Origin of the sequence: Lysinibacillus sp. NPDC095746 (assembly GCF_044763535.1) — a bacterium.
In the GTDB taxonomy this organism is placed as follows: domain Bacteria; phylum Bacillota; class Bacilli; order Bacillales_A; family Planococcaceae; genus Lysinibacillus.
Map to the genome: position 1 here is coordinate 20,887 of NZ_JBIWGL010000036.1, position 24,902 is coordinate 45,788.

The 24,902-nt window shown below is 35.2% G+C and carries 21 protein-coding genes; 7 read left to right on the forward strand and 14 right to left on the reverse strand.

Annotated elements, in window-relative coordinates:
* Positions 1-15 precede the first annotated feature (15 nt).
* The 6 genes from allD to allW all read right to left on the reverse strand — a co-directional run bounded on the left by allD (position 16) and on the right by allW (position 8,515).
* Entirely contained in the window at positions 16-1,065 is a 1,050-nt protein-coding gene (gene allD, locus ACIQ7N_RS20515; RefSeq protein ID WP_402935642.1) for an ureidoglycolate dehydrogenase, read from the reverse strand.
* Positions 1,066-1,196: 131 nt separating this feature from the next.
* A complete protein-coding gene (gene allE, locus ACIQ7N_RS20520; RefSeq protein ID WP_402935644.1) occupies positions 1,197-2,000 on the reverse strand; it encodes a (S)-ureidoglycine aminohydrolase in 804 nt (267 codons plus the stop codon).
* Between the two features lie 27 nt (positions 2,001-2,027).
* Positions 2,028-3,257 carry an allantoate deiminase gene (gene allC, locus ACIQ7N_RS20525; protein ID WP_402935647.1) on the reverse strand — a complete coding sequence of 410 codons (1,230 nt, stop codon included), beginning with the start codon at positions 3,255-3,257 and terminating at the stop codon, positions 2,028-2,030.
* Between the two features lie 361 nt (positions 3,258-3,618).
* Positions 3,619-5,244: a lactate permease LctP family transporter gene (locus tag ACIQ7N_RS20530; RefSeq protein WP_402935650.1), complete on the reverse strand. Its 1,626-nt coding sequence runs from the start codon at positions 5,242-5,244 to the stop codon at positions 3,619-3,621.
* A 430-nt stretch (positions 5,245-5,674) separates the two neighbouring features.
* Positions 5,675-7,054, reverse strand: coding sequence for an allantoinase AllB (gene allB, locus ACIQ7N_RS20535; RefSeq protein WP_402935653.1), 1,380 nt, complete (start codon positions 7,052-7,054; stop codon positions 5,675-5,677).
* A gap of 15 nt (positions 7,055-7,069) precedes the next feature.
* Positions 7,070-8,515 (reverse strand): allantoin permease, encoded by a 1,446-nt coding sequence (allW, locus tag ACIQ7N_RS20540; RefSeq protein WP_402935656.1) that lies wholly within the window; start codon positions 8,513-8,515, stop codon positions 7,070-7,072.
* Between the two features lie 149 nt (positions 8,516-8,664).
* Between allW and ACIQ7N_RS20545 the strand changes: the two genes are divergently transcribed.
* On the forward strand, positions 8,665-10,278 hold the full coding sequence (locus ACIQ7N_RS20545; RefSeq protein ID WP_402935658.1) for a PucR family transcriptional regulator: 1,614 nt from the start codon (positions 8,665-8,667) through the stop codon (positions 10,276-10,278).
* Positions 10,279-10,459: 181 nt separating this feature from the next.
* Here the strand turns inward: ACIQ7N_RS20545 and ACIQ7N_RS20550 are convergent, their stop codons facing one another.
* From ACIQ7N_RS20550 to ACIQ7N_RS20575, 6 genes are all read right to left on the reverse strand, one after another.
* Positions 10,460-11,713, reverse strand: coding sequence for an MFS transporter (locus ACIQ7N_RS20550; RefSeq protein WP_132362136.1), 1,254 nt, complete (start codon positions 11,711-11,713; stop codon positions 10,460-10,462).
* A 455-nt stretch (positions 11,714-12,168) separates the two neighbouring features.
* Positions 12,169-12,552, reverse strand: a complete 384-nt coding sequence (locus ACIQ7N_RS20555; protein WP_402935662.1) for a cupin domain-containing protein — start codon at positions 12,550-12,552, stop codon at positions 12,169-12,171.
* Between the two features lie 43 nt (positions 12,553-12,595).
* Complete coding sequence (locus tag ACIQ7N_RS20560; RefSeq protein ID WP_402935665.1) at positions 12,596-13,555, reverse strand: 2-hydroxyacid dehydrogenase; 960 nt, start codon at positions 13,553-13,555, stop codon at positions 12,596-12,598.
* A 390-nt stretch (positions 13,556-13,945) separates the two neighbouring features.
* On the reverse strand, positions 13,946-16,270 hold the full coding sequence (locus tag ACIQ7N_RS20565) for an ABC transporter permease (protein ID WP_402935668.1): 2,325 nt from the start codon (positions 16,268-16,270) through the stop codon (positions 13,946-13,948).
* 2 nt (positions 16,271-16,272) lie between these two features.
* Positions 16,273-16,977: an ABC transporter ATP-binding protein gene (locus ACIQ7N_RS20570; protein WP_402935671.1), complete on the reverse strand. Its 705-nt coding sequence runs from the start codon at positions 16,975-16,977 to the stop codon at positions 16,273-16,275.
* Between the two features lie 542 nt (positions 16,978-17,519).
* On the reverse strand, positions 17,520-18,107 hold the full coding sequence (locus tag ACIQ7N_RS20575; RefSeq protein WP_402935674.1) for an SCO family protein: 588 nt from the start codon (positions 18,105-18,107) through the stop codon (positions 17,520-17,522).
* A 587-nt stretch (positions 18,108-18,694) separates the two neighbouring features.
* Between ACIQ7N_RS20575 and ACIQ7N_RS20580 the strand changes: the two genes are divergently transcribed.
* From ACIQ7N_RS20580 to ACIQ7N_RS20600, 5 genes are all read left to right on the forward strand, one after another.
* Entirely contained in the window at positions 18,695-19,030 is a 336-nt protein-coding gene (locus ACIQ7N_RS20580; RefSeq protein WP_402935677.1) for a DUF485 domain-containing protein, read from the forward strand.
* The gene (locus ACIQ7N_RS20585; protein ID WP_132362121.1) at positions 19,031-20,584 is read left to right on the forward strand and encodes a solute symporter family protein; all 1,554 of its coding nucleotides are present in this window, start codon (positions 19,031-19,033) and stop codon (positions 20,582-20,584) included.
* A 489-nt stretch (positions 20,585-21,073) separates the two neighbouring features.
* Positions 21,074-21,412: a DUF485 domain-containing protein gene (locus ACIQ7N_RS20590; RefSeq protein WP_402935681.1), complete on the forward strand. Its 339-nt coding sequence runs from the start codon at positions 21,074-21,076 to the stop codon at positions 21,410-21,412.
* A gap of 8 nt (positions 21,413-21,420) precedes the next feature.
* On the forward strand, positions 21,421-22,965 hold the full coding sequence (locus ACIQ7N_RS20595) for a solute symporter family protein (protein ID WP_402935702.1): 1,545 nt from the start codon (positions 21,421-21,423) through the stop codon (positions 22,963-22,965).
* Positions 22,966-23,245: 280 nt separating this feature from the next.
* The gene (locus ACIQ7N_RS20600) at positions 23,246-23,428 is read left to right on the forward strand and encodes a hypothetical protein (RefSeq protein ID WP_402935684.1); all 183 of its coding nucleotides are present in this window, start codon (positions 23,246-23,248) and stop codon (positions 23,426-23,428) included.
* On the opposite strand, the gene ACIQ7N_RS20605 is transcribed toward ACIQ7N_RS20600, so the two are convergent.
* Both ACIQ7N_RS20605 and ACIQ7N_RS20610 read right to left on the reverse strand, forming a co-directional pair.
* Entirely contained in the window at positions 23,425-23,847 is a 423-nt protein-coding gene (locus ACIQ7N_RS20605) for a DUF5360 family protein (protein ID WP_402935687.1), read from the reverse strand. The genes ACIQ7N_RS20600 and ACIQ7N_RS20605 overlap by 4 nt on opposite strands.
* 13 nt (positions 23,848-23,860) lie before the next feature.
* Positions 23,861-24,433: a TetR/AcrR family transcriptional regulator gene (locus ACIQ7N_RS20610; protein ID WP_402935690.1), complete on the reverse strand. Its 573-nt coding sequence runs from the start codon at positions 24,431-24,433 to the stop codon at positions 23,861-23,863.
* A gap of 155 nt (positions 24,434-24,588) precedes the next feature.
* Here ACIQ7N_RS20610 and ACIQ7N_RS20615 point away from each other — a divergent pair, with 155 nt between their 5' ends.
* Entirely contained in the window at positions 24,589-24,798 is a 210-nt protein-coding gene (locus tag ACIQ7N_RS20615) for a hypothetical protein (RefSeq protein WP_402935693.1), read from the forward strand.
* Positions 24,799-24,902: the final 104 nt, after the last annotated feature.

Genomic DNA, 24,902 nt, shown 5'->3' on the forward strand with positions numbered 1-24,902 from the left:
TGATCCTCCAATTTATTATTCTGCAAATCTATTTTTTCCGTGATAACGATCGTAATGAACTTCGTCTGACACAAGGTAGTTGTAAATGTCGTCTACGATTTCAATACCTTCCTTATCATATTCCTGACTTCTTAATATACCGCGTTCACCTGGATAATAAATTTCTCCATAGCCCTCTGCCGCTGGCTGTGTTTTTAATTCATTGAGCATTGTTGTAATTTGTAGTTTGAAAGCATCTAAATCTGTGAAATAGGCAGGGTTAATCACGATATGAAGTTGACCTAAATCACGCCCTTTTGTTAAGTCCTGATACATGGAAGACACATGTATACCATGTGGGACTCCAAGAAGGCTACCTGATAAAATATCCACCATCATCATTAATCCATACCCTTTTGGACCTGAAATCGGTAAGAGTGCATGAACATCTCTTGCATTCGTAGTTGGTGCACCCGTTGCATCTACTGCCCATGTATCTGGAATCGATTCATTTTTACTTCTTGCGTCTAAGATTTTGCCCCATGCTTGGACAGTTGTCGCCATATCGAATGTGATGATACGATCATCAGCGGATGGTGCACTAAAGGCAATTGGATTTGTTCCAAAGTAAGGCTCAGTTCCTCCAAATGGCACGACCATTGGATCTGATTGACACATACTTAAGGCAACCATATTTTGCTCCGCCGCCATTTCAACAAAGTAACCTAATGCACCACTATGCGAAATATGTTTCATACCAACAACGGCAATACCCGATTTTTTTGCCATTTCAATTGCTTTTTCCATCGCTTGTTTTGCAACTTGGTGACCTGGACCATTATCTCCATTAAAGACCGCAGATGCTGGACCTGTTTGTTCAAATGTATAGTTTGGATTTGCTGTAATGCCACCTTTTGCAATGCGTTCAGAATAGTATTCAACACGTACGGCACCATGGGAGTGAATGCCTCTATGATCGGCGTATGTTAATACATCTGCAACATCATGTGCCGCTCCTTCATTTAATCCCGCTTTCATAAACTTTTGCTTCATTAAATTAAATAGTTCTTCTCTAGATACACGCATCTTTTTTACTCCTTATATAATTAATATTTTGTGTCAGATTCTAAATAATTTAGAATGTATGTTTGAATATCTTTTGTAACTAAGATGCCTAATTTATCTTTGGATAACTATCGGAGATACTATACTCACTTTTATAAATCAATATCTCTGTTTGCATCTTTAGAATAAATGTATGAGAATGGTTCATCTAAACCGATTGCATAGGTTGCTTGCGGTACATAAGCACCCATAAAGATATAGTCACCTTTATCAACTGGCATCCATTCGTTGTCTAAGTTGTACATGCCGCGCCCACTTAATATGTAAGCACCGTGTTCTTGGACATGTGTTTCAACGTAACCATGTGAAGCACCTGGCTTGAACGAAAGAATATGAATGTTCATGTCATATCCAATTTCTTTTGGTAATAAGTCTTGAATTAATACTTCTTTCATACCTTCATATGCCTCTTGTTCGATGTCGTTCACATTCCCTGTAACGACTTCTGGAGTATACCCTTTAAGAGGTTGTCCTTTAAGAGGTTGATAACGTTTTTTGTATAAGAATAAGCGGCTATCTTCACCGTTATTATTATTTTCAAACGTCAACTGTAAGTGTGGGGGTACATATAAATACCCACCTTCTGTTAATTCGTATCTTTTACCATCTGCAAAAGCATTGATTTTGCCATAAACTACGTATACAAATGATTGAATACCATCACCAGCGAAACCAGCTTTGTTTCCACCTTGGTTTTTTACTGTTACTAAATAATCTACAAATCTTGCACCTAAACGTGGAGATCCTAAGATTGTTACATCACAATCTTTAAAGCCAGGTACAACATTATTAACTAGGCCGTCTGGTGTGATTACCGCGTAATTGTCTTTCTTAATGACAGAACGTGTTTCTAATAAACCTTCTCTGTATCCTTGAACTTGATTTAAGTAACCCATAAGTATCTGGCTCCTTTTTCTTTATTTTTATTCTTTATATGCTAGTTCATAAAGTACATCGCTTAATACTTCAATACCTTTAACAAGATCTTCTATCTTCGTCTCTTCACTAATGTTGTGACTAATTCCACCAATAGAAGGTACAAACAACATCGCCGTTGGAACATATTGAGCAAAAATTTGTGAGTCATGTCCTGCACCCGATGGCATCACTTTATATTGATCACCTACATTATTCTTTGCTGCTTGTTCAATGATTTGAACGATTTCTTTGTCCATCAATGTTGGTGCCTCATCCATCCATAAATTAATATCATACGTCATGCTATTTGCTTCAGCGACTAATTTAATTTTGTCTTCGATTTCTGCTGCAAAATCATTTAATAGTTGCTGATCAATATGACGACAATCTATTGAGAACGTAATTTCACCAGGAACTACATTTACTGTGTTTGGTACAAGTGTGACATGACCGAACGTTAACACAAGTGGTTCCCCAATCTCTCTAGCACGTTTTGTTAAGTCCGAAACAATTTCACTATAGGCAACAACTGTATCACGACGTAATGACATGGGCGTAGTGCCAGCGTGGTTTGCTTCACCTTTTAAATTGATCGTGAAGCGTTTTTGACCGACGATTCCATTGACAACACCGATTGTTTTATGTTCTGTCTCTAACACTTTACCTTGTTCAATATGAATTTCAACAAATGCTTTGATGTCATTACGAACGTCAGTCGTTTTCCGATAATCAAAACCTGATTTACGCATCGCATCTTCGAACTTAATACCCTCAGCATCTTCAATTGTGTCAACATCCGATTTTTTAGCTAAGTTAAAGAAGTTTTTGCTACCCCAAAATGTGTAAGGGAATCGACTACCTTCTTCTTCTGCAAGCGATAATACTTCTAATGATCGTAGTGGTTGCCCATATTTTTCTTTTAAATATTTCACAGCAACAAGTGCAGATAAGATACCGAATTGACCATCCAGATGCCCACCTTCAACAACTGTGTCGATGTGTGATCCTGTCAAAATTGTTTCTTTTGGATATTTACTTCCAACAAGACGCCCAGATAAGTTCCCGATGTCGTCAAAGCTTGCTTCTAATCCTTCTTCTTTGAATGTTTTTTCCAGCTCACGAACCGCATCATTCCATTCTTGAGAATATAAAAGGCGTGTAATTCCACCTTGTTCTAAGCCCCCAAAACCTGTGAATTTCTTATCAAAAGCTTCAAACGTTAATTGAATATCCATTACTCTTTCACTCCTTCCTCTAATACACTTTTATTATAGGACCATACTCACAACCATTCATTGACAGAACAAACAATTATGGAAGCTCTTTTTATGCACTATCAACAAATATATGTTGGATAAAGGTTCAAAAGTTGGATCAGAGGTAAACGCCGAGCACGAAAAATGAATACAGTTAGCTATCGATTATGTATAGGCTACTAAGTAGTTGTACGTACGGAGCAAGTTCCAGCTTTTTTTATACAACTCCATAAGCATTCAATAATAGCTAAAGGAAGCGAATTTATCTTTATTAAAAAATACCGCATAGTAAATCAATGTGAAAACTCTGATTTACCATGCGGTTTAGTTCATTTTTAAATTATTTTAAGATAAATGATAAGCCAAATGTCATGATACATATGAGAAGTAGCAAGCCTAAGCTGTACCGTAATGTATATTGGAAGATTTTTGACTCATTCCCAGTCTCATTAACGGCTGCTGCTGCAATAGCGATAGATTGTGGTGAAATCAATTTTGCCACGCTACCTCCAGCTGTATTGGCTGCCATTAACAAAGATGGTGATATACCGACTTGCGTCCCAGTAACCACCTGTAAGCTACCAAATAACGCGTTATTATTAACAACAGATCCAGTGAGAAAGACACCAATCCATCCTAATACTGGACTTACAAATGGAAAGAAGTCACCCGTTTTTGCAAGTGCAAGTCCCAAAGAAGTACTAAGACCCGAGAAGTCCGAGAGATTTGCAAAAGCCATTACAAGAACGATCGTAAAAATTGGTAACCACAATTCTTTAATGGTGCCACCGAGCAAATTAACGGTTTGATTTATGTTTAACGCAGGAAATAGAATACTTGTTAAAATAATTGTCACTAGAATCGCTGTTCCTGTTGCTGAAACAAAGTTAAGATTTAAGATTGCTGGCATAGGTATTTCTTCGGTTACTATTGGCGGTGTACGCATGACTTGATCATGTAATCCTGGGATTTTCAAGGCAACGTTTGTAAAATTAAGTGCACCATCTGCTGCAAATAAATTTTTAAATGTAGGGAGGCTCCAAATGGCTATAACACCAGTAAGTAAATAAAATGGTGACCATGCTACCATGATTTCTCTCATAGAGTAGTTTTTTAAATTTCCTGTTGCTTCTACACCAGGCTCATGATAAATCGTTTTAGGCTGCCATCTTCTTAAAAATACTGCCAAAATTATCATACTAGCTAAAGAAGGGATAATATTCGCAAGCTCCGGCCCGATAACAGTAATCGTTAGTAATTGAAGCCCCGAAAATGCGCCACTGACGATTAAAATTGCTGGGAATATTTCTTTTATTCCTTTGAGCCCATCTAGAATAAAGATGAGGATAAACGGAACGAGAAATGAAATTAACGGTAACATAAATGCTGTCATTCTAGAAAGATCTAAAATTTCCATACCACCTACTTGAGCACCTGTAATAACTGGAATTCCAACTGTACCGAATGCACCTGTAGAAGCATTAGCGATTAGGCAAAGTCCAGCAGCTTTAATTGGTTTAAAACCAAGAGTCACAAGTAATGCTGCACAAATAGCGATTGGGACACCTAATCCTGCTGCGCCTTCTAAGAAAGCATTAAAGCAAAAGCCAATTAGCAATAATTGAAGACGTTGATCCTCTGTAATACTAGCAATACTATCACGTACTGTTTCAAATTTTCCGGCTTTAACTGAAATCTTGTACAACCAAACAGCCATAATAACGATATATCCGATTGGCCATAGCGCTTTGCCTGTACCGAGAAGAATTGCCCCTAAGGCTTTCGTAATGGGCATTCCGAAGAATCCAACGGTAATAATAAGGGTAAAGCCTAATGTTAATGCTGCTGCATAAACCCCTTTTAATTTAAAGACTGTTAAACTTAGTAGAAATAGAAGAATGGGAAGGAAGGCTATGATTCCACTCACTATTTCGTTTCCAAGTGGATCGTATTGTTGAAACCACATCGTTGTCACTTCTTTCTAAGTAGTTTATTTCTATAAAATTTAAATTGAGCTAAACTAACTTGATTGTAGATATCCATTCATGCTTAAACACGATAGACGAGTTTTTTGTTCTTCTTCGTTCATACATCGTAATTCCATAAGCATTGCACCTTTTTTCAGAGTAATAGGTATGAAACATTATATACTTATAAAGATCTTTTCAAGAGGTCCCCTACGTTATTTACGATGCTCCGCTACAAGTATATTTAAAGCGCAACAGGACCTATTTTCTACTACTCTAAAGAGTAAGTACTTTATGCCATGTCCAAAACAATATAAACATAGATATTTAAAAGTATTATCCCAGAATGTAGCAAGTGTTGTTCCACGTCCAATGGCATGATGTAGAAAGTCTATTTCATTCAATATCGCTTGTTTGGATAAATCACGGCTAATTATCTATTGCTTGAGAGATAAATCGACCTACTTTCTCATCTGCAATTCCTTTATCTTTGTCATAGATTTCAACACCGCGAAGGATTGTTTTCACTATCTGTGCTCCGATTTTGCGCCCAACATAAGGACTAATTTTGTGTCGGTATGCTAAGTCCTCGGCTTTTAATTCATAAGGTGCATCTTTTTTAATAAATACGAAGTCTGCATCTTTCCCTACTGTGATGCTACCTTTTTGTTCTAGATTAAAACGTCTCGCAGGGTTTGTAGCAATAATCGCTGCAAATTGAGCTAATGGCATGTTTCGTTTTTGTACACCTTCATCGAATAATATATCTACGTTATTTTGTACACCTGCTATACCTCCCCAAGCCTCAAAGGCATTGTCCTTATCTTTCAAGTCTGGTGTACATGGTGAATGATCTGATGTTACGAATGAAATATCCCCATTAAGTACACGATTCCACATACCTTCCAAACGAGATTGTTCACGGATTGGCGGCGAACATTTTACAACTGGACCGATAGTATCTAATTCTTCTTTATAGAAATATAGATAGTGTGTACATGTTTCGCATGTAATATCGACACCTTCTTGCTGCGCTTTCACAATTTCATCTATACCTTCCTCACAAGCTACATGAACGATGTGCACGCGACAACCGGTTTCTTTAGCAAATAGGATTATTTTTCGAATTGGTTCCACTTCTGTAAATACAGGTCGTGAATCTACATAAGCACGTAATGATGTTTCGCCATTTTTATATGCTAATTCGCCTAACCTATCAGTAATCTCAGCATTTTCAGCGTGAATAGATAAGATTTTACCTGTCTTCGCAATTTGTTTCATACCTTCATAAAGTGTATAGTCATCCACGTTCATGAAATCACCTTCTATAGAACGGTCACCACAGGTCGCTACAAAACATTTATAGGCAACGACACCATTGTTATCTAATTCTTGAATACCACCGTCTAAGTTAAATGGCACTAATCCACCATAGCTTGCAACATCTACGGATAATTTCCCGTCTCCAGCTGTAAATTTTTCTTTAATAGATGAGCCATTAATTGTTGCGGGTACTTGGTTTAATGGCATTTCGATAATTGTTGTTACCCCACCTTTTGCACATGCCCGTGTACCTGTATCATAACCTTCCCATTCATCGCGATAGCCTCCTCCTGGTTCCGTGATATGTACGTGTGCATCTACCATGCCCGGAGATACGATCAAGCCTTGTGCATCAATAATTTGTGCACCTTCACCTAAATCTTTACCAATTGCGGCGATTTTACCATTTTTTATGCCTATTTCGACTTCTTGCTCACCATTTTCTAGAATAACTAATCCTCTTTTAATAATTAAATCGAATTGCATGAGAATCATCCTCCTCTATTTTTTTAAAACGTTTAATAATAAAAGTAAAATACCTGCTGTGAAAAATCCGATAAACCACGAAAAGTCCAAAATGACATGGAACCTCGGTATAAAACCTAATAGAGATATGAATACTCCAACGATTGTCGCAATATAAGCTTGTATATTGATTCTCACCTTTGGTCGTTCGTTGCTATTACTATCAAAATATAATTCATCGATATTGATCCTACACTTTGAAATGAAGTAGAACTTTACAATCATTACACCAGCAACCGGACCAAGAATGGCACCGATCATATTTAAAAACATGAAGATACTTTCACTACTCTCCATCATCTTCCATGGCATAGTGATAATACTTGCAATCGATGCAATCCATACTCCACGTCGATAATTTATATACTTCGGAAATAACGCACTTATTTGATAGGCCGCTGGAATAATATTACTAGTTGCATTTGTAGAAATTGTTGTCATAAGAAGTACACCTGTAGCAAAGAAGATGGCCCATACACTATCCCATTGATTGATAATATTTAGTATATTCCACTCTTGTTGACCAAAATAAATGGACCCACCAATTAAAATTGTTACACTTGAAAATGCAAACAAAATATGTGCAACAACAATACCAGAAACTTGTCCGAAAATTTGTGCTCTTGTTGATTTCGCATTTTGTGTGAAATCAGAAACGCTTGCCCCTGGAGCAGCCCAAACACCAAGTAATGAGTTAAACACTAAGATAAACGCTAAAATGGTTTGATATAAAATACTACCCTCCGAACTCAGTTCATAGCTCAAAATTTTATTGAGTCCACCACCAACTTTAATGCCCCAGATTGCCATTCCACCAAAAACTATATAAATCATTGGGTTTAAAATAGCAGTAAATTTATTTAAGGTTCCTCCGCCGCCAATACCAATGGCAAAGTTAATTACCCAGAATAACAAGAAAGCGATTAATCCGGGAATAGTAATACCTAAAATTGTAGTACCATCTCCAATGTCATTGACTCCCGGAAAAATTTTATTCATTAGAATCAATAAAGCTTGTGAGCCAGCAAATGTTTGTAAACCAAACCAAGCAATGCCGGCTACAACACCACGTAATACACCTGGTAATTTAGCACCTATATCACCATATGTATGCCTTAAGTGCATGGCGAATGGAATACCATATTTTGAGCCTGCGTAACCGTTTACAACAAGTAGTAAGGCAATTAAAAATGAGCTTATAACAAGTGATAACATCACTTGAAATGGTGATAAGCCTAATAATAAGAAGCCACCGACAGCTGTATAATTAGGAATGTTATGCACTGCCCCCATCCACAGTGTAAAAAAGTTAAATGCGGATGAATTTCTTTGTTCAAGCAACTTTGGCATGATATCCTTGTTGTAACCGCGCTTTTCAAAAAACGAAGGATTTCGTTGGATATCCTGACCTTTTTTTAGCATAATGATTCTCCTTTATTATTAATAAAGGATTATACGTATAATAACCTTCAAAAATAGTATACAATCAGTGTGATAGGTTATCTTTGTAACATCATACATATTTAATTTTTATTTTGGCTTTTTCAAACAAAGATTAGGAGAGAGTTCTTATGACAACATTAAAAGAAATAATGTCTGTACAACAATTTTCAGATTTAACATTGTTAAATGATAAAGGCGATTTAGAGAGAGTGGTAGAAATGGTCGATATTACAGAGACACCTGATATCAAAGACTTTACTGCACAACACTCATTTATCGTAACAACTGGTATGTGTTATCAAGACAATCAATCTGGATTAATTGATCTCATTAGAGAATTAAATGATATACAAGTTGCAGGCATAGGTATCAAGCTTTCCCGATTTTTAAAAAAATTAGATGATGAAGTCATAGAATTCGCAAACGAATTAAAATTCCCAGTTATTAGCATTCCTGATAGTTGGAATCTAGGATCGATTACTCATCACATCTCGTCATATATTTTAGATGAAGAAACTGAAAAATTATATTTTGCATTAGATATCCAACAAGAATTAAATACGATGCTTATGAGAGGGTTAAGTTTGGAAATGATGATTGAACGGATGAGTAGACTCCTCAGAGTTCCAGTGATGCTATTAAATCCTCTTTATCAAATTAAATCAATGAGCCATCACTTCAATCAACACCCTGAAAATGTTCAAAAAAATCTTAATTATTTTAAAAGATGTTTAAATTCCAAGCATATTACGCCTAATAATAGAGAAGCTTTCCAGGAAGAACATATTATATTTGAGGTTCCTGCATTTAAATATTTTCCTTATTATCTTATGGTTTCAAACGTCAATACGCTCAATTATCCATTTAGTTTGCTAGCTATAGAACAGGCTGTAAACACTCTCAGTCTTGCAATCTATAAAAATAGTAAAATTAAGGAAGCGGAACAACAGGATGTGGACAGATTTTTTGAATCACTCATGTCTGAACACCCTGATAACCTTATTTCTGTCAAGCAGCACCCTGAGTTTTTAAAAAAGCATCATATCCAACCATCAAATTACTATCAAGTAATAATTTGTGCGATCGATAAAGAACAAGATGTAGAAAATAATATCTATTTGAATGAGCGGTATCAAATGACTTTTGAATGGCTAACGCATAAGTTAATTGACATTGATCCCACTATCAGTATATATACGTCTCCAGGTAAGCATCGCTTTACGATACTTTTACAAACGAGACATCAATATTACTTAGATTACTGCAAATATCTCAATAAAGAGTATCAAAAGTTTTTTAATAATTCATTATCGTTTGGTATTGGTAATGAAGTCTCTGAATTCTCACAGTTACCACTATCTTATTTCGAAGCAAATGAAGCTTTTGATAATAAGTTTGAAAATGGTGAAGTAGGATTTATAGAACTCTATAAATCCAAAAGTGTTGAAGAATTATTACAACTCATACCAGCCAACAAATTAAAACCGTTTATCACGTACACATTAGGTTCATTAGCCTATCCGAAAACAACGAAGGAAAAAGAACTAAAACATACTTTAAAAGTATATTTGGCAAACCATTGCGACCTCACAAAGACTTCAGAAGATATCTTTATTCATCGTAATACAGTAAAATATCGTATTAAAAAATGCGAAGAAATTTTAGGTCAGTCTGTCGAAGCTTCCGAAGCCTCCTTGGATATTAGATTAGCTTTATTTGCATCAGAAAAAATTGCATTTTAAAAAATCCCGCTAAAAAGCTATTTTGCATGCTTTTTAGCGGGATTTTTTTAGTGAAGAAAATGGAAATGTGTTCTATTACCTATAACAGTTAAAAATGAATAAAATATTCCTGATTTAAATATATAAAAAAGCAGACCATCAGTGGAAGATGTAGAAAATCTCCACTGATGGAAGCCTTGTTTTATTCTTGAGTTACAGAAGTTAGGGGCTGTTTTTTTTCACTTAACATAACTACAAGGAAAAATAATATCGCTGCTGCTGCAAGAAGGATTGCTGCAATATAGAATGCTAATACCTTCGAGCCAGTAATGTCACCAATATAACCAGTAAGCGTTGGCGCAACAACCGACGAAGTCATACCAAAGAAGTTAAAGAAACCTAATGCTTTAGCAACTGTATTTGAAGATACTGAATCAGTTACATACGTGATTAATACTGGATCAATTGCAAGTTTGCCTAGTAAACCATATAAGATTAGTGCAACATAAAGTACTGTTGGGTTAGGGGAAAATACTGTTAGACTAATTGTTAGCGCTGCACCAATTAACAAGAAGAAAATTAATTTCAGACGCATATGTGCATTTTTATCAATATATTTAGAAAAAATCAGTGCACCCGGTACTGCTGAGATTGCAACTAAAGCAGCTACATAGCCTACTGAACCTTGTTCGAATCCTTTTTCTGTGACAAGGAATGACGGTAACCATGTTACAATCATGTAATAACCATAACATGTTGCAAAATAGACAAAATAGACAACTAATTGTTTTGGTGAGAATAAATTGACTTTAGAATCTGTATGTTGTGTTGTTTTCTTATCTTCTGTTAGTTCTTCTGTAGCTAATTTTTTGTCTTGTTTAACAAATAAAGCAAACACAAATGTTACAGCTAAAATGAGGATTGATATAATATAAAGTAAGAAATTCCATTTAATTTCAAGACCACCTACTAATACAGATGAGCCTATTAAACCAATAACCATCCCTAACGCTGAACCACTGTTTATGATTGCATTAGAAAAACTTTTCTTATCTTTTGGCATATATTTAGCTGATAAAGAGAAAGCTGCACCGTAGTATGAGCCAGTCGAAAGACCTGCCAATAAGGCGCCGATGTACACTTGCGTGATTGACGAGCTTGTTCCAATGACGAATGCTGCTAATGAGAAAATGATGAATGCAGGGATTAATACTCGTTTTTGACCAAATTTATCAACGAGTATTCCTGATGGAATTTGCATACCTGTATAGGCAAAGAAATAGATTGAAGCAATAAGTCCTACTTGAGTATCGCTTATATTCCCTAGCGATTCTTGAATTTGTGGATATATTGGCGTAAGTATTGTGCGATAAATCCAAATAACTACCCAACCTAAACACAGTGCAACAATTATTTTTTTGTAATAATTCGGGTCATTTTTAACTGTTTGTCCCATAATACGACACTCCCATTTTTCGTTTTTTTTTACTTATGTAGTGCTTAATTAAATTTTAGGGTATGAGTACGTAAATAACATTGTTCACTTTTAACAAAAACAGAACCAACATTGCACATTTCAGACAAAAAACTTATGCTTGAAATTTTTATGAAGTATGACTTATGGTATTCTCACTTGCCTATTTTTGCGTAGTGCTTTTGTATCTTCGCAAACTCTTCGGACAGCACGGAAGGCTCAAGTAAACCAAAAAATAAGCCCGACTACCCTATAGGTAATCGGACCGACCATAATCTACAGTGCAACAGTTCTGCTTTGTAAAATAAAATTTTGCTAAAGGTGTGACAATCCTTAGTGCTTGCACGAAAGATTCCTCCATGTAGATATTACATTTACAAGGAGGAATCTTTCGTTTTACTATGAAAACTAGCTAATCAACAGACGTGCAATTTCAATTAATGATGTTTATGCGGAATAAAGCCGATTGGTGTTGGCCCCGCAATCCCTAACATTACAAAATCTTTTTCAGAATTATTCGTCATTCCGTGCTTTTCACCAGCACGTGCAACAACAACATCTCCAGCTTTAATTTGAACCATTTCACCACACTCTGGATAAAAATCTGCTGTTCCTTCGACAACAATCCAAATATCATCAGCTTTCTCGTGCGAGTGAATTGGCAAATCTTGTCCTGGATGCATACACCAAACAGCTCCTACAGTATTAGGTGTTTCATAGAAAATATGCTTTGTCGCTTCTTCGTCTCTAAACTCTTGAATATCTGGCCAATGGAAAATACGATTTTTTAAATCTTTTCTTGCTATTTTTTTTAATGTCATTGTATTTTCTCCTTGTTTCAAATTTCCAAAAACCTTACATTATTTAGCGTTTAACAATATTTTGGGGTTTACCGTCTAAAAATGCTGTAGTGTTATCGAATGCAATTTTAGCACGCAGTTCCATCGCTTCATCCGTAAAGAAACCTACATGTGGTGTTAAAATTACATTTTTGGCGTGTAATAGTTTATAGTATCCAGGAATAGGCGGTTCCATATCAAATACGTCGATACCAGCTCCCGCAATTCGCCCTTCATTTAATGCATCCGCCAATGCATCATTGTCAACAATTGGGCCTCGTGCACAGTTGATGAAGATGGCTGATTCCTTCATTAAATGTAATTTTTCTTTAGAAATTAAGCCTTTCGTGCTAGGTAGTAATGGAATATGTAAAGACACAATATCTGATTGTGCTAATAACTCATCTAATTCCATATACTCGATACCTAAATCTTTAGCTTCTGGATTTCTGCTAGATTGATCTGAAGCAATTAAGTTTGCACCAAATGCTTTAAACAATCGAGCAGTCATTAAGCCAATTTTACCTGTACCAATTAATCCAACTGTTTTACCTTTAATTTCACTACCTTGGAATGCCCCTGGGAAATGATCGGCACGAATTTCCTTATCACCCTTAGTTATGCGACGATACACGTCCAATACTAAGCCAATCGTTAATTCCGCAACGGCTTGATTCGCATATCCAGCTGCATTACATACCATAATATCTTGGTTTTTAGCTTGTGTGATCCCTACATGATCAACACCTGTAAAAGCCACATTGATTAATTTTAATTTGTCATTTTGATCAATTAATTCTGTAGGATAAGGATTATTCGCAATCATAATAATATCTGCACCTTCACTACGACTTGCTAATTCTGCCCAATCAGACGTTTTCTCATTGTAATACACAAATTCATGACCGCCCTGTTTGATTGGTTCCGCTAACTTTTCAATGATTGAATCTGGAACATTTAATGGTTCTAATAATTTTACTAACATACAATCCATTCCTCCTATTTATCGATACGTCTGTTGATTAACTAGTGTCCATAGTTAGAAAGAAAGAGTCACACTTCATTTGTTTTTGTATACTTCGCACAAAAAATATAGTATTTACATTGATTCACACTCCTGTTTTTTCTTATTTTTCATGCTAAAAGCTTAATTTTATTGTAGGATACGAGTGATTAAAAAACATTGTTCACTTTTAACAAAAATACGAACGACATTACATATTTTCGACAAAAGCTTTCGTGCAAATAGAAAAATCAGCCCAAAAATTATCGGACTGATTCGTTACATTAACATCGTATATTTACCCACATATTGTTTTTTGTCGACCTCTTTAAGCAATCGATGGTCACCTTTTACACCTTTACGATAAAAACTCTATTCCACACTTTTTAGCGATTCTATCATATTTATTTTCGTCACTTTTCTTCTAAGAAGTAAGTTAGACACTATAGTCAGTAGGAACGCGACAATTATAGAGACGAATATGATGAACATATTTAATTTATCTGGGATTTGTTGATGGGTGCTTGATAGAGCCTTTACTATAATTTTATAGACATAACTACTGATTGGTATAGCTACAATGACCGCAAATGTTGTTAGGATAATGTTTTCCAAAAATATTAATCGGTTTATTTTGTTTTTTTGATAACCTAATACTTTCAGTGTTGCCAGCTCACGATTCCTTTCATATATGTTGATGGAAGATATCGTATAGATGGCACCAAAGGACAGTATGATGGCGCTTGTGATAAACATGATAAATACAAAACTGTTTTGCTTCACAATATATTGTGCCGATTTTTTTAATTCATTCTTATCGGTAATTGTATCTACACTGCGATCTTTTTCAAAAAAATTACGAGCGCTCATAGCATCTGTAGCGTTATTTGTTTGAACTAAAAGCGAAGTTGGATTGTAGTCTATGTTAAAGCTCTTTAAGTACTCTGGTGTACTATAAAATGATGGATTCGAATACTGTGTAGAGATATTTAAAACCTTCATTTCTACAGAAGTATCTTTTAGCTCTGGTGCTGTAAACTTTATATTGATACGATCCCCTTTAGAAATATGATATTTGTTAGCGTAAGATTTGGGGACAAGCACACCGTTATTTTCTAAAGAAATGCTATTGTCATTTTCGTCGAAGAAATGAACGAGATTGTTTTCTTGTTCAGTAACTACTAAATTGGCGCTTTCTTTTTCATTATCTTTTATGATTTCAATCGGAAGAGTGGCTAACAAATAACTTGTTTTAATTTCAGAAGGTAGTTTTACCGTATTAAAATTTGTACCCATCGTATAATCGACTTTTAGATCATACGTATAAACATCTTCAATTTGATCTGCTACTTTTAGCAAGGATGCTTGAGTACCGAAAGCAGTAATCAATAACACGGTGCTTACAACAACACCAATTGAACTTGCTAAAGCTTTTCGTTTATTTAAAAATATATTTCTCAAAATGAGTTTATAACTGTAGGAAATACGACTCCATAAACCTGGAATTCTTTCTATCAAGAGCTTTTTCATCTTCTTTGGCGGTTTAGGACGCATAGCCTGAGCCGCGTTTTCCTTTAATATTGCTCTTCCACTTAAGTAACACGATAGAACACCGAAAGCACTAGAGAAAATAATTGGTGGGATGATTGACAATAAAGAGAGTGAGAATTTTATGTCAGGCAAAGAGTAGGCCCTTGCACAAGACTTAGTGACTAAAGGAATAAATACAAAAGCGGCAATTACACAACCTATAATAGAGCCTAGTATACCTGCCAGCATAGGGTATCCCATATAGTGAAGCATAATATTGCTGTTTTTTATACCTAAAGCCTTCATAATACCAACTTGATTCCTTTGCGAATCCATAGTCCTTGACATAGCGAGAAAAAGGATAATCGCTTCAATCAAAAAAAGTACTAATGGGATAACTTTACTCATTAAGTTATTATTTTTAATCGTTTGATTGATTTTAGAATAGTTCAACGTCCGTTCCTTATTTACTTGATCTAAATAGCTAAGCTGCTTGGACTGCTCTTCTATTGATTTGCCTAACTTTTCAATATCGTAACCTTCTGTAGCATCCACGATGATTTCATTAAAGTAAAAGCCATTTAAAATTTCAGGTAATGTTTCTTCAGCAATATAAGCGACTCCATATGCTTTATGGTCTTGAATTTCATTCTTTTTTGCGTGTTCAACATTCTCACCTAAGCCACTAATTATAAAATTAAAGCTGCTTTCATTCGCATTTATCGTGATTTGATCACCAACACGATATTGATGTTCTTTTGCATAATGAGAATCTAATAAAATCTCATCCTTTTTTAATGGGATACTACCATCAATTATAGTAGGTGTATTTATTTCATTGTTGTCTGGGATCGAATGAATTTTTAATGTTGTTTTGTAATCTTCAAACGTTTGCGTACCATCAAAGGTATAACGTCCTTCGATTTTATTGATACCTTCAATTTTACTTAACCGAGTGACATCATTTTTAGAAAGCTGACTGTAATATACATGTAAATCGCTTAAATTATGTTTTTGAAAGTAATCCATCGTATACGTATTAAGATTATTGCTGTAGGTTACTAGTCCTGCATAGAAAAAAGCACCTACTGCAATAACAATCACGACGGCTATAAATTGCCCCATAGACTGTTTAATGTCCCTCAATAATTTTAAAAGCAATTTCATGATTACCACTCAATCCCTTCAACACTTTGTTTTTCCTCATTTATCGTAACACTTTCTATCAGTCCGCTTTTTACTTTAATAATTTTGTCAGCCATAGGGGCAATGGCCGAATTATGTGTGACTAAAACAACACATTTCTTCGTTTCTCTATTTAAATCTTGCAGAAGCTTTAATACAGACTTGCCGGTTACATAATCCAAAGCGCCGGTTGGTTCATCACAGAGTAAAAGCAAAGGGTTTTTCGCAACAGCTCTAGCTATAGCTACTCTTTGTTGCTCTCCTCCAGAAAGCTGGGAAGGGAAATTTTTCATACGATCCGCTAATCCGACTTTATGTAAAATATCTTTAGCATCCAAATTGTTTTTACATACTTCAGTAGCGAACTCAACATTTTCAAGAGCGTTTAAATTCGGAATCAAGTTATAGAATTGAAAGACGAAGCCCACTTTCTCACCACGATATTCCGTTAACTTTTTTTCGTTCAATCTTGTTATTTCTTGATTCCCAACAAAGACTTGACCTGAGGTAGCCGTATCCATACCGCCAAGAAGATTTAGAATTGTACTTTTACCCGCACCACTAGCCCCTAAAATAACGACGAATTCCCCCTCTTTTATGGAAAAATCAACACCATTAAGGGCTTTGATTGGGACTTCTCCTATTTTGTATTCTTTCGTTACGTTTTTAAATTCAATCAGCTTTTTCATGTATTTCATCTCCTTAAATAATTTTTGATTAACGTCAAGTAACTCTAAAATAAACAACATTTGTCGTATATTTTAGAGTTACATTTTTTTGCTTCATTCTATTCAATAAACTTTATCTAGAAGCCGTTGATCACGGCAAAACATTTGAAATTTAAATCGATTTTAGCAATTATACCTCGGCATAATTGCGTCCGGTCATAGCTGCAGGACGCTTTCTGAAAAAAATACATTTACTGAAGTTAAATATTTCTAATTAAATATAAGCTGATATTTTAAATATATACATGTTTAACAAAAAAATACACTTAAATTTTCCTTAATTTACGAAAGGATTTTAATATGTATAAGAACTTCCATACTGTTAAATTATATATTTTTAGTAGACATAATATAATTATTGGTAGAATTAGTTTTGAAATCTATAAGTTTATTTGTTCAATTGTGCTCACGGTGTACTTTGACTTTGCTATGGATATTTCTTTCATATTCAAAACCATAAAAAATAACTCAGAGGTCATTTCAACCTCTGAGTTATTTGTTTATTATTTAGCTAACGCCTGCATATCTGCCACAATCGTCTCAACTGGTACATCTGTATAAGCATCATAATCTTTCACAACAATCCCATCAGCATTAACTAAGTAATACCTTCCCATATGTATAACTTGGTCAGTATTTGGATCATTTTTCACGTGTGATTTAAACGATTTCATAGCAAACTGTTCAATAAACTTTTGATCATAGCCAGTCAATAGTTGCCATTTGCTTTCATCGGGTGCTGAATATGTTTTTAAATAATTTTTTAAAACTTCTGGCTTATCAACCTGAGGATCAACGCTAAACGCTAAAATCTGATAATCTTCCATGCCTTTATCCTGAAGTGCCTTTTGTACCTCTGTCATGTTATACGTCATTGGCGGACAAATGGTATTACAATTAGTAAAGATGAACATCGCTAACGACGGCTTGCCTTTAATTTCTTTAAGGCTAACCTTTTCATTTCTTTGATTAGTTACCGAAAAATCCTGTACTTCTATGTTCATTTCAGGTTCAAATTTATAACTTCCACAACCAGTTAGAATGCTACTTAATGTTAGTATTAACACGAGCAAGACACTGTTCTTTTTCATATATTTGCACACTTCCCTTCCATTTACCATCGTTTTTTATTGTATAAATTATAGTTACTGAATACAAGATATGAGCTTAACCTTTCATTTTTTTATGTCCATTCAATGTATATTGTATGATTTTGGTATATTAATATCCTATAATTTCTAGACAATTCACAATTCTTTTAAATTTTTTAAAACTGTTTTTTTACTATTTCGGTTATTTCCCAAGACATCATATAATTGTTATATAACAAAGTTTTTTTAGTTTTTAAACATATCCTACATATGGAAATGCAATAATAAATTCCTAAAAATTCTCTTTCGCGTTCGAATTTTCTCCTACATTCGCAATTATCATTATTAAACTATTATAAGAATATTATTCTATAAAAAACTCCATTCTCTTTTATACGGATTATTTCTATTAAATCCTTATTATTTCTATGTTATTTCCATAATCTGAAAATGATTAAAAATTATAAAAACTCAAAATTTAGTATTGCATTATAAGAATCTTCCCCATAAAATAAGTGAATATAACGACGAGAAAAAAAGAAATATGTCGTTTAAGACAGCAATATATCACTTGAGGGGGAATAATAATGGTAAACATTTCTGGAAATAAAAATAAAGATTCAGTTGACTATAGCGCAATTGAAGCTATGGAATCGTTCAACAAGTTCGTAAAAAAGAAGAATGCCTTCCTTTTCTCGATTACAGCAGTATTTTTAACCCTTTATATTTTGTTACCGATCCTTGCTTTCCAACCTGTACTACAACAAAAATTCGTCGGAAATATTACAGGTGTTTGGGTTTATTCGGCAGGATTATTCATGATGACAATCGTTCTTTGCACAGTGTATGTGAAAAAAGCTGCTTCATTCGATAAAGCTGCGGCTGCAGTACTAGCTGAGTATCAGGCGAAAGGTGGAAAATAAATGAACTTAGTATCCGTTGGTTTCTTTTTAGCGATCGTTAGTTTAACGCTTGTAGTAACCTATATCGCAGCGAAACGTACGTCTTCTGCGGCAGATTTTTATACAGCTGGTGGTGGTCTTAAAGGTTGGCAAAATGGTTTTGCAATCGCTGGTGACTACTTATCTGCCGCTGCATTTCTTGGCGTATCCGGTGCGATTGCCTTAACTGGTTTTGATGGCTTCTTCTTCTCTGTAGGCTATGTAGTAGCTAACTTAGTTCTTCTTTATGTAATTGCGGAGCCGATGCGTAATTTAGGTCGTTATACTTTAGCAGATATGCTTACTGCCCGTTTTAATGAAAAACGCATTCGCGGAGTAGCCGCGTCAGGAACAATTATCATCGTAATCCTTTATATGATTGCCCAATTAGTAGGTGCTGGTGCTCTTATTAAACTATTATTTGGTATAGAGTATTGGATTGCAGTTTTAATCGTAGGTGTTATGATGACGACTTATGTATTATTCGGTGGCATGACAGCTACTTCTTGGGTGCAAATTATAAAAGCTAGCCTTCTTTTATTTGGGACAGGCTTATTAGCTACATTAGTATTAATTAAATTCGACTTCTCTCTAATGAAAATGTTTGATACGATCGCTGTGGATCATGGCGAGAAATTCCTTGTACCAGGGATGAAATATACAAGTTCAATTGATTCGGTTTCGATGATGATGGCGCTTGTCTTAGGAACATCTGGGTTACCTCATATTTTAATGCGCTTCTTCACCGTTAAAGATGCCAAAACTGCTCGTTCTTCTATTTCATGGACGACTTGGATTACAGCTATTTTCTTCTCATTAACTATTTTCTTAGGCTTCGGAGCATTAAATTTTGTAGGGATCGATAAAATCCTTGCTGAAAGTAAAGCTGGTAACACGGCTGCCCCACTTCTTGCAAATTATTTGGGCGGTGATGTGTTAATGGCATTTATCGGTGCCGTAGCATTTGCAACTATTTTAGCTGTTGTATCGGGCTTAGTTTTAACAGGGGCTTCTGCGATTTCCCATGATATTTATGGAGAAATTATTAAAGGTGGTAAATTAACAGAAAAGCAACAAGTTGTAGCAGCTCGTACTGGTTCAATTTCTATTGCCTTTGTTTCCATTATCCTTGCACTATTTGCGCAAAACTTGAATGTATCATTCTTAGTATCCTTCGCATTTTGTATCGGTGCTTCAGCAAACTTACCTGTTATTCTGTACACAATTTATTGGAAAAAATTCAATTCAACAGGTGCTATAACAGCGATGGTAACTGGTTTAGTATCATGTTTAGTTTTAGGTGCTATGGGGCCAAATGTATGGAGTCCTGTTGAAGGTGCGGCAATATTTGTTGGTAATCCTATCGTACCGTTAGCAGTTCCAGCGATTATTACAATTCCACTTGGCTTTATCGCAGGTTATTTAGGCACTGTTCTTTCTTCTAGCAAAGTACCACAGGAAGAAGCAGATCGCATTTACAAGGAAATTCGCGTGAAAGCAAATACAGGTGTATCCGTCTCTGATATCTCTCATTGATCGCTTTTTTGCAATCCAAATAATTGCAAAAGGCTATATCAATCGTCCTATCATTCATAATAAAAATATCAAGCTAAAAAACTCGATTTTTTGTCGGGTTTTTTAACTTTTTATTATAAAAAATTTACCAATTTACTTATTGAACAATACTATTCTCTTTCAAAAAAAATCGATTTTCACTGAGTAAATAGTGTTTATTTTTTATAAAAAACCATTTTCTTTTTGAAATTTTATGCGAATTTCCCACTCGCAAATCTAGAGTTGACCTATCTTCATTTATTTATCAGAATTTTCCAAAACCCTTTTATTTCTAGGACTTGTTATGTATATTCTCTTTTAAGACTATTTTTCTGAAAATTATTTTTTCATAATTTTTCTGAAAAGTATTGCAATTTTGTGAACCGTCTCATAAAATGAAGATGTGAATTCACTAAACTAGCAAATTCAAGTCTTTAAGCAGTAAAAATAAACACAAAATGGGGAATGTTAATGGGGAACAATCAAGCAAGCAAGGGCGTCGTGATTGACTATGATGCAATTGCAAGTCAAGAATCATTTAAAGCGCTTGTTCGAAGAAAGAAATCATTTCTTTGGTCAATAACTGTGATTTTCTTAGTAGCTTATATGTTGCTACCAATTCTTACTTCGTTCACGACAGTACTACACCAAAAGGCAATTGGGGAAATTACTTGGGTGTGGCTATATTCAGCAGGATTATTCATCATGACTTGGGGCTTATGTCACGTATATGTAGCAAAAGCGCATAGTTTCGATAAAGAAGCACAGGCGATTATCGCTGAATACGAGAACGGAGGTGGCCGCCGATGAATGACGGGATGAGTTTGACAGCCATATTCTTCTTCGTAGCCATTGTTGGTTTAACATTAGTTATTACATGGTGGGCATCAAAACGAACATCTTCTGCAAGTGATTTCTATACTGCAGGCGGCGGGTTAACAGGCTGGCAAAATGGACTAGCCATCGCAGGTGACTACTTATCAGCAGCATCTTTCTTAGGGATCGCCGGAGCAGTTGCATTATTTGGATTTGATGGATTCTTCTTCTCTATCGGATACTTAGTAGCTTACTTAGTAGTTCTATACATCGTTGCTGAGCCATTACGTAATCTTGGTAAATTTACATTAGCTGACATGATCACAGCGCGTTTTGATAGCGCTAAAGTTCGTGGTACAGCAGCTTTAAGCACTATTACAATTGTATTATTCTACATGATTGCACAACTAGTTGGTGCAGGAGCACTTATTCAATTACTTTTAGGGATCGACTATTGGGTAGCCGTATTAATCGTAGGCTTTATGATGACGACATATGTACTATTCGGTGGGATGACTGCAACATCTTGGGTACAAATTATTAAAGCTTGTCTTTTAATGTTAGGAACAGTTATTATTTCATTCTTAGTATTAAAAGAATTCGGCTTTAGTATTGCAACGATGTTTAAAGAAATGGAAACTGCAACTGATAGCGGTGCAGCGTATTTGAACCCAGGTCTTAAATATCAAAATGGTATTGATACTATTTCAATGTTAATCGCTTTAGTATTAGGTACAGCGGGACTTCCACATATCCTAATGCGCTTCTTTACAGTAAAAGATGCGAAAACTGCTCGTTCCTCAGTAATCTGGGCTACTTGGATTGTAGGTATTTTCTACATTCTTACAATCTTCTTAGGTTTCGGTGCAGCTAAATTCGTTGGTAAAGAAGCAATTATTTCTGCAAACGCTGCAGGTAACATGGCTGCTCCACTTCTTGCGGAAGCGCTTGGTGGAGACATACTATTCTCATTCGTATGTGCGGTAGCTTTCGCAACAATCTTAGCGGTAGTAGCTGGTCTTGTACTTTCTGGTGCATCTGCCCTTTCGCATGATATTTATGGTCAAATCATTAAAAAAGGCAAAATCACAGAGAAAGAGCAAGTACTTGCAGCTCGTATTGGTTCTATCACAATCGCTGTTATTTCAATCCTTTTAGCACTGGGTGCACAAACATTAAACGTAGCATTCTTAGTATCACTTGCATTCTGTATTGCAGGTTCAGCTAACTTACCTGTAATCATCTATACAATCTACTGGAAACGCTTTAATACAGCAGGTGCTATTACAGCAATGTTAACAGGTTTAATATCTGCTTTAATTCTTGTTGCAGTTTCACCAAACCTTTGGAACCCAGTTGAAGGAAAAGCAATTTTTGTTGGGAATCCATTAATTTCATTAACGAACCCTGCAATAATTTCTGTACCACTTGGCTTCCTTGGTGGTTTCATCGGAACATTACTTTCTAAGGAATCAGATGCTAAGAAATATCGTGAAGTGGATGTTAAAGCTAACACAGGTATTTCTGTACAGGACGTATCTCACTAATAATATGACAATCGCCTCGTAAGTTAAATACTTACGAGGTTTTACTTTTTCTTGGCTCATTTTTAAAAGTTGAGGATATTACCATTGCTAAGTCGTATGCTATGTATATAAGTTGAATGGAGTGGAGATTGTAGATGAGGCCTTGGAACGAGCCTAGCGAGTTAGGTGGCTCATCGGCCCCCCCAGGAAGCTTTGCTCTGCGAAAGCGAAGCGCCAGCAACAAAGCGCCTAGTTGGAATGGAAATCAACCCATGTTACGGTAATAATAGGAGGAATAGCAATGACACAATCAAAAGCAAAAAAGAAGCGCATGCATATTAAGCGTACGAAAGGAAAGGACGTTGAAAAAAATCGTCAATCCTCCCCTTTTAGTACACACGAACGTGTAACGAAAACGAAAAAAGAAAGCATTGAACAAAATTTTACAAAGCATAGAAAACACAACCACACCGAGGATGATTAGTGGTTGTGTTTTGCTTGCAATGAGGTATCTTGATGTTTAAATGCAATAAGCTTTGGAATAAAGTACAATGGATACAGTAAAAGGAAAAGATTAGGTATCCACCACATAAGATCAAAATCAAGCTTTATTGTCCAAAATGCAATCGCCTGTAATCCAGAGCAAAATGTTAGTGCCAGAGATAATAAGGCGAATGCTCTCCACTTTTCATTTTTCACTTTAAAAAGATAGAGACTTATAAAACCACTAACTGAAATTAAAATATCTAGCGGGAAAAACGACCAATTCCATATAACTAATAATTCATTTTGATAATCTTGATATAAATACTCTTCTGGAATCAAATGAAAAAAGGTGACTAGCCAATACAGTATAAAAAAGAAATCGGTAACTAAAAAAATTAATCTTAAAGCTTTGCTCATTTACAACCCCCATTTAATTTTCTTCATGAACGTTATCTTCAAGAATTCCATGCATAAGAATGTCTACCATTTCCTGCATTGCATCTTGAAGTGACATCATATTTCTGTTTTTCGCTCCATGTTCCATCAATCGATAGAGCCCGCCAATATAGACTTCTATAAATATCTCTTTATTAAAGGCACGTATTTTTTTTGTGGCAATCCCTTCATCTAGTAGCGAAAAGATACCTGTCCATTGTTCGTGAATAAATAGATCTAGTGTTTCCCATTGCTTAGGGTAATAGCGTTGAAGCTCCTCTAAATATTTGAGTTGAGCAAATTGAAAATCTGCTGGAATGAGTACAAGACATTTCTGTAGTTTTTCTACTAGATTTAAAGTTGAATCATGCAGTATTTCTTCCTCTTTCTTTTTCAATTCATTTATTGCAAGATCAATCATTTCATTTAGCAGTTCTTCCTTTGAGGGGTAATATCCATACAATGTTTTTGTACTCATACCAAGCTGTTTTGCTAGCTCCCCCATCGTAAATCGGAAGCCTTTTCGTTCAGCTTCACTTATTGACACCTTTAAAATTCTATCTTTCAATATGATCACCTACCTACCCAAAAATAAAAAAATATTTTTATTTTCCTTATTTTCCGTTTAATAATAGTACCTAATGAAAATAATGTCAATGTTATGATAATTTAACAATAATTCCTCCATCCTATTTTGGAGGATGGTAAAAAATGTAGGCTATCGTGATTCGACTATTTTTATCAGCGATGTTTGACGTTTTATCAGCGATTCTAACTCTTTTATCAGCGACGTTCGAGGTTTTAACAGCGATTCTAGCTCTCTTATCAGCGATGTTCGAGGCTTTATCAGCGATTCTAACTCTCTTATCAGCGATGTTCGAGGTTTTATCAGCGATTCTAGTTCTTTTATCAGCGATGTTCGAGGCTTTATAGCGATTCTAAAGTCAAGTCCTTAATATTGTGTAAAAATATTATACAAAGTTTTCAACCCTGATTTTTATCTAAACGTCTGATTGATAAATGAATTGGGCTTACTC

What these genes read in the sequence shown, in the direction of transcription:
- allD (WP_402935642.1), bottom strand. Translation starts at nt 1,065, where the DNA reads ATGCGTGTATCTAGAGAAGAACTATTTAATTTAATGAAGCAAAAGTTT.
- allE (WP_402935644.1), bottom strand. Translation starts at nt 2,000, where the DNA reads ATGGGTTACTTAAATCAAGTTCAAGGATACAGAGAAGGTTTATTAGAA.
- allC (WP_402935647.1), bottom strand. Translation starts at nt 3,257, where the DNA reads ATGGATATTCAATTAACGTTTGAAGCTTTTGATAAGAAATTCACAGGT.
- ACIQ7N_RS20530 (WP_402935650.1), bottom strand. Translation starts at nt 5,244, where the DNA reads ATGTGGTTTCAACAATACGATCCACTTGGAAACGAAATAGTGAGTGGA.
- allB (WP_402935653.1), bottom strand. Translation starts at nt 7,054, where the DNA reads ATGCAATTCGATTTAATTATTAAAAGAGGATTAGTTATTCTAGAAAAT.
- allW (WP_402935656.1), bottom strand. Translation starts at nt 8,515, where the DNA reads ATGCTAAAAAAAGGTCAGGATATCCAACGAAATCCTTCGTTTTTTGAA.
- ACIQ7N_RS20545 (WP_402935658.1), top strand. Translation starts at nt 8,665, where the DNA reads ATGACAACATTAAAAGAAATAATGTCTGTACAACAATTTTCAGATTTA.
- ACIQ7N_RS20550 (WP_132362136.1), bottom strand. Translation starts at nt 11,713, where the DNA reads ATGGGACAAACAGTTAAAAATGACCCGAATTATTACAAAAAAATAATT.
- ACIQ7N_RS20555 (WP_402935662.1), bottom strand. Translation starts at nt 12,552, where the DNA reads ATGACATTAAAAAAAATAGCAAGAAAAGATTTAAAAAATCGTATTTTC.
- ACIQ7N_RS20560 (WP_402935665.1), bottom strand. Translation starts at nt 13,555, where the DNA reads ATGTTAGTAAAATTATTAGAACCATTAAATGTTCCAGATTCAATCATT.
- ACIQ7N_RS20565 (WP_402935668.1), bottom strand. Translation starts at nt 16,270, where the DNA reads ATGAAATTGCTTTTAAAATTATTGAGGGACATTAAACAGTCTATGGGG.
- ACIQ7N_RS20570 (WP_402935671.1), bottom strand. Translation starts at nt 16,977, where the DNA reads ATGAAAAAGCTGATTGAATTTAAAAACGTAACGAAAGAATACAAAATA.
- ACIQ7N_RS20575 (WP_402935674.1), bottom strand. Translation starts at nt 18,107, where the DNA reads ATGAAAAAGAACAGTGTCTTGCTCGTGTTAATACTAACATTAAGTAGC.
- ACIQ7N_RS20580 (WP_402935677.1), top strand. Translation starts at nt 18,695, where the DNA reads ATGGTAAACATTTCTGGAAATAAAAATAAAGATTCAGTTGACTATAGC.
- ACIQ7N_RS20585 (WP_132362121.1), top strand. Translation starts at nt 19,031, where the DNA reads ATGAACTTAGTATCCGTTGGTTTCTTTTTAGCGATCGTTAGTTTAACG.
- ACIQ7N_RS20590 (WP_402935681.1), top strand. Translation starts at nt 21,074, where the DNA reads ATGGGGAACAATCAAGCAAGCAAGGGCGTCGTGATTGACTATGATGCA.
- ACIQ7N_RS20595 (WP_402935702.1), top strand. Translation starts at nt 21,421, where the DNA reads ATGAGTTTGACAGCCATATTCTTCTTCGTAGCCATTGTTGGTTTAACA.
- ACIQ7N_RS20600 (WP_402935684.1), top strand. Translation starts at nt 23,246, where the DNA reads ATGACACAATCAAAAGCAAAAAAGAAGCGCATGCATATTAAGCGTACG.
- ACIQ7N_RS20605 (WP_402935687.1), bottom strand. Translation starts at nt 23,847, where the DNA reads ATGAGCAAAGCTTTAAGATTAATTTTTTTAGTTACCGATTTCTTTTTT.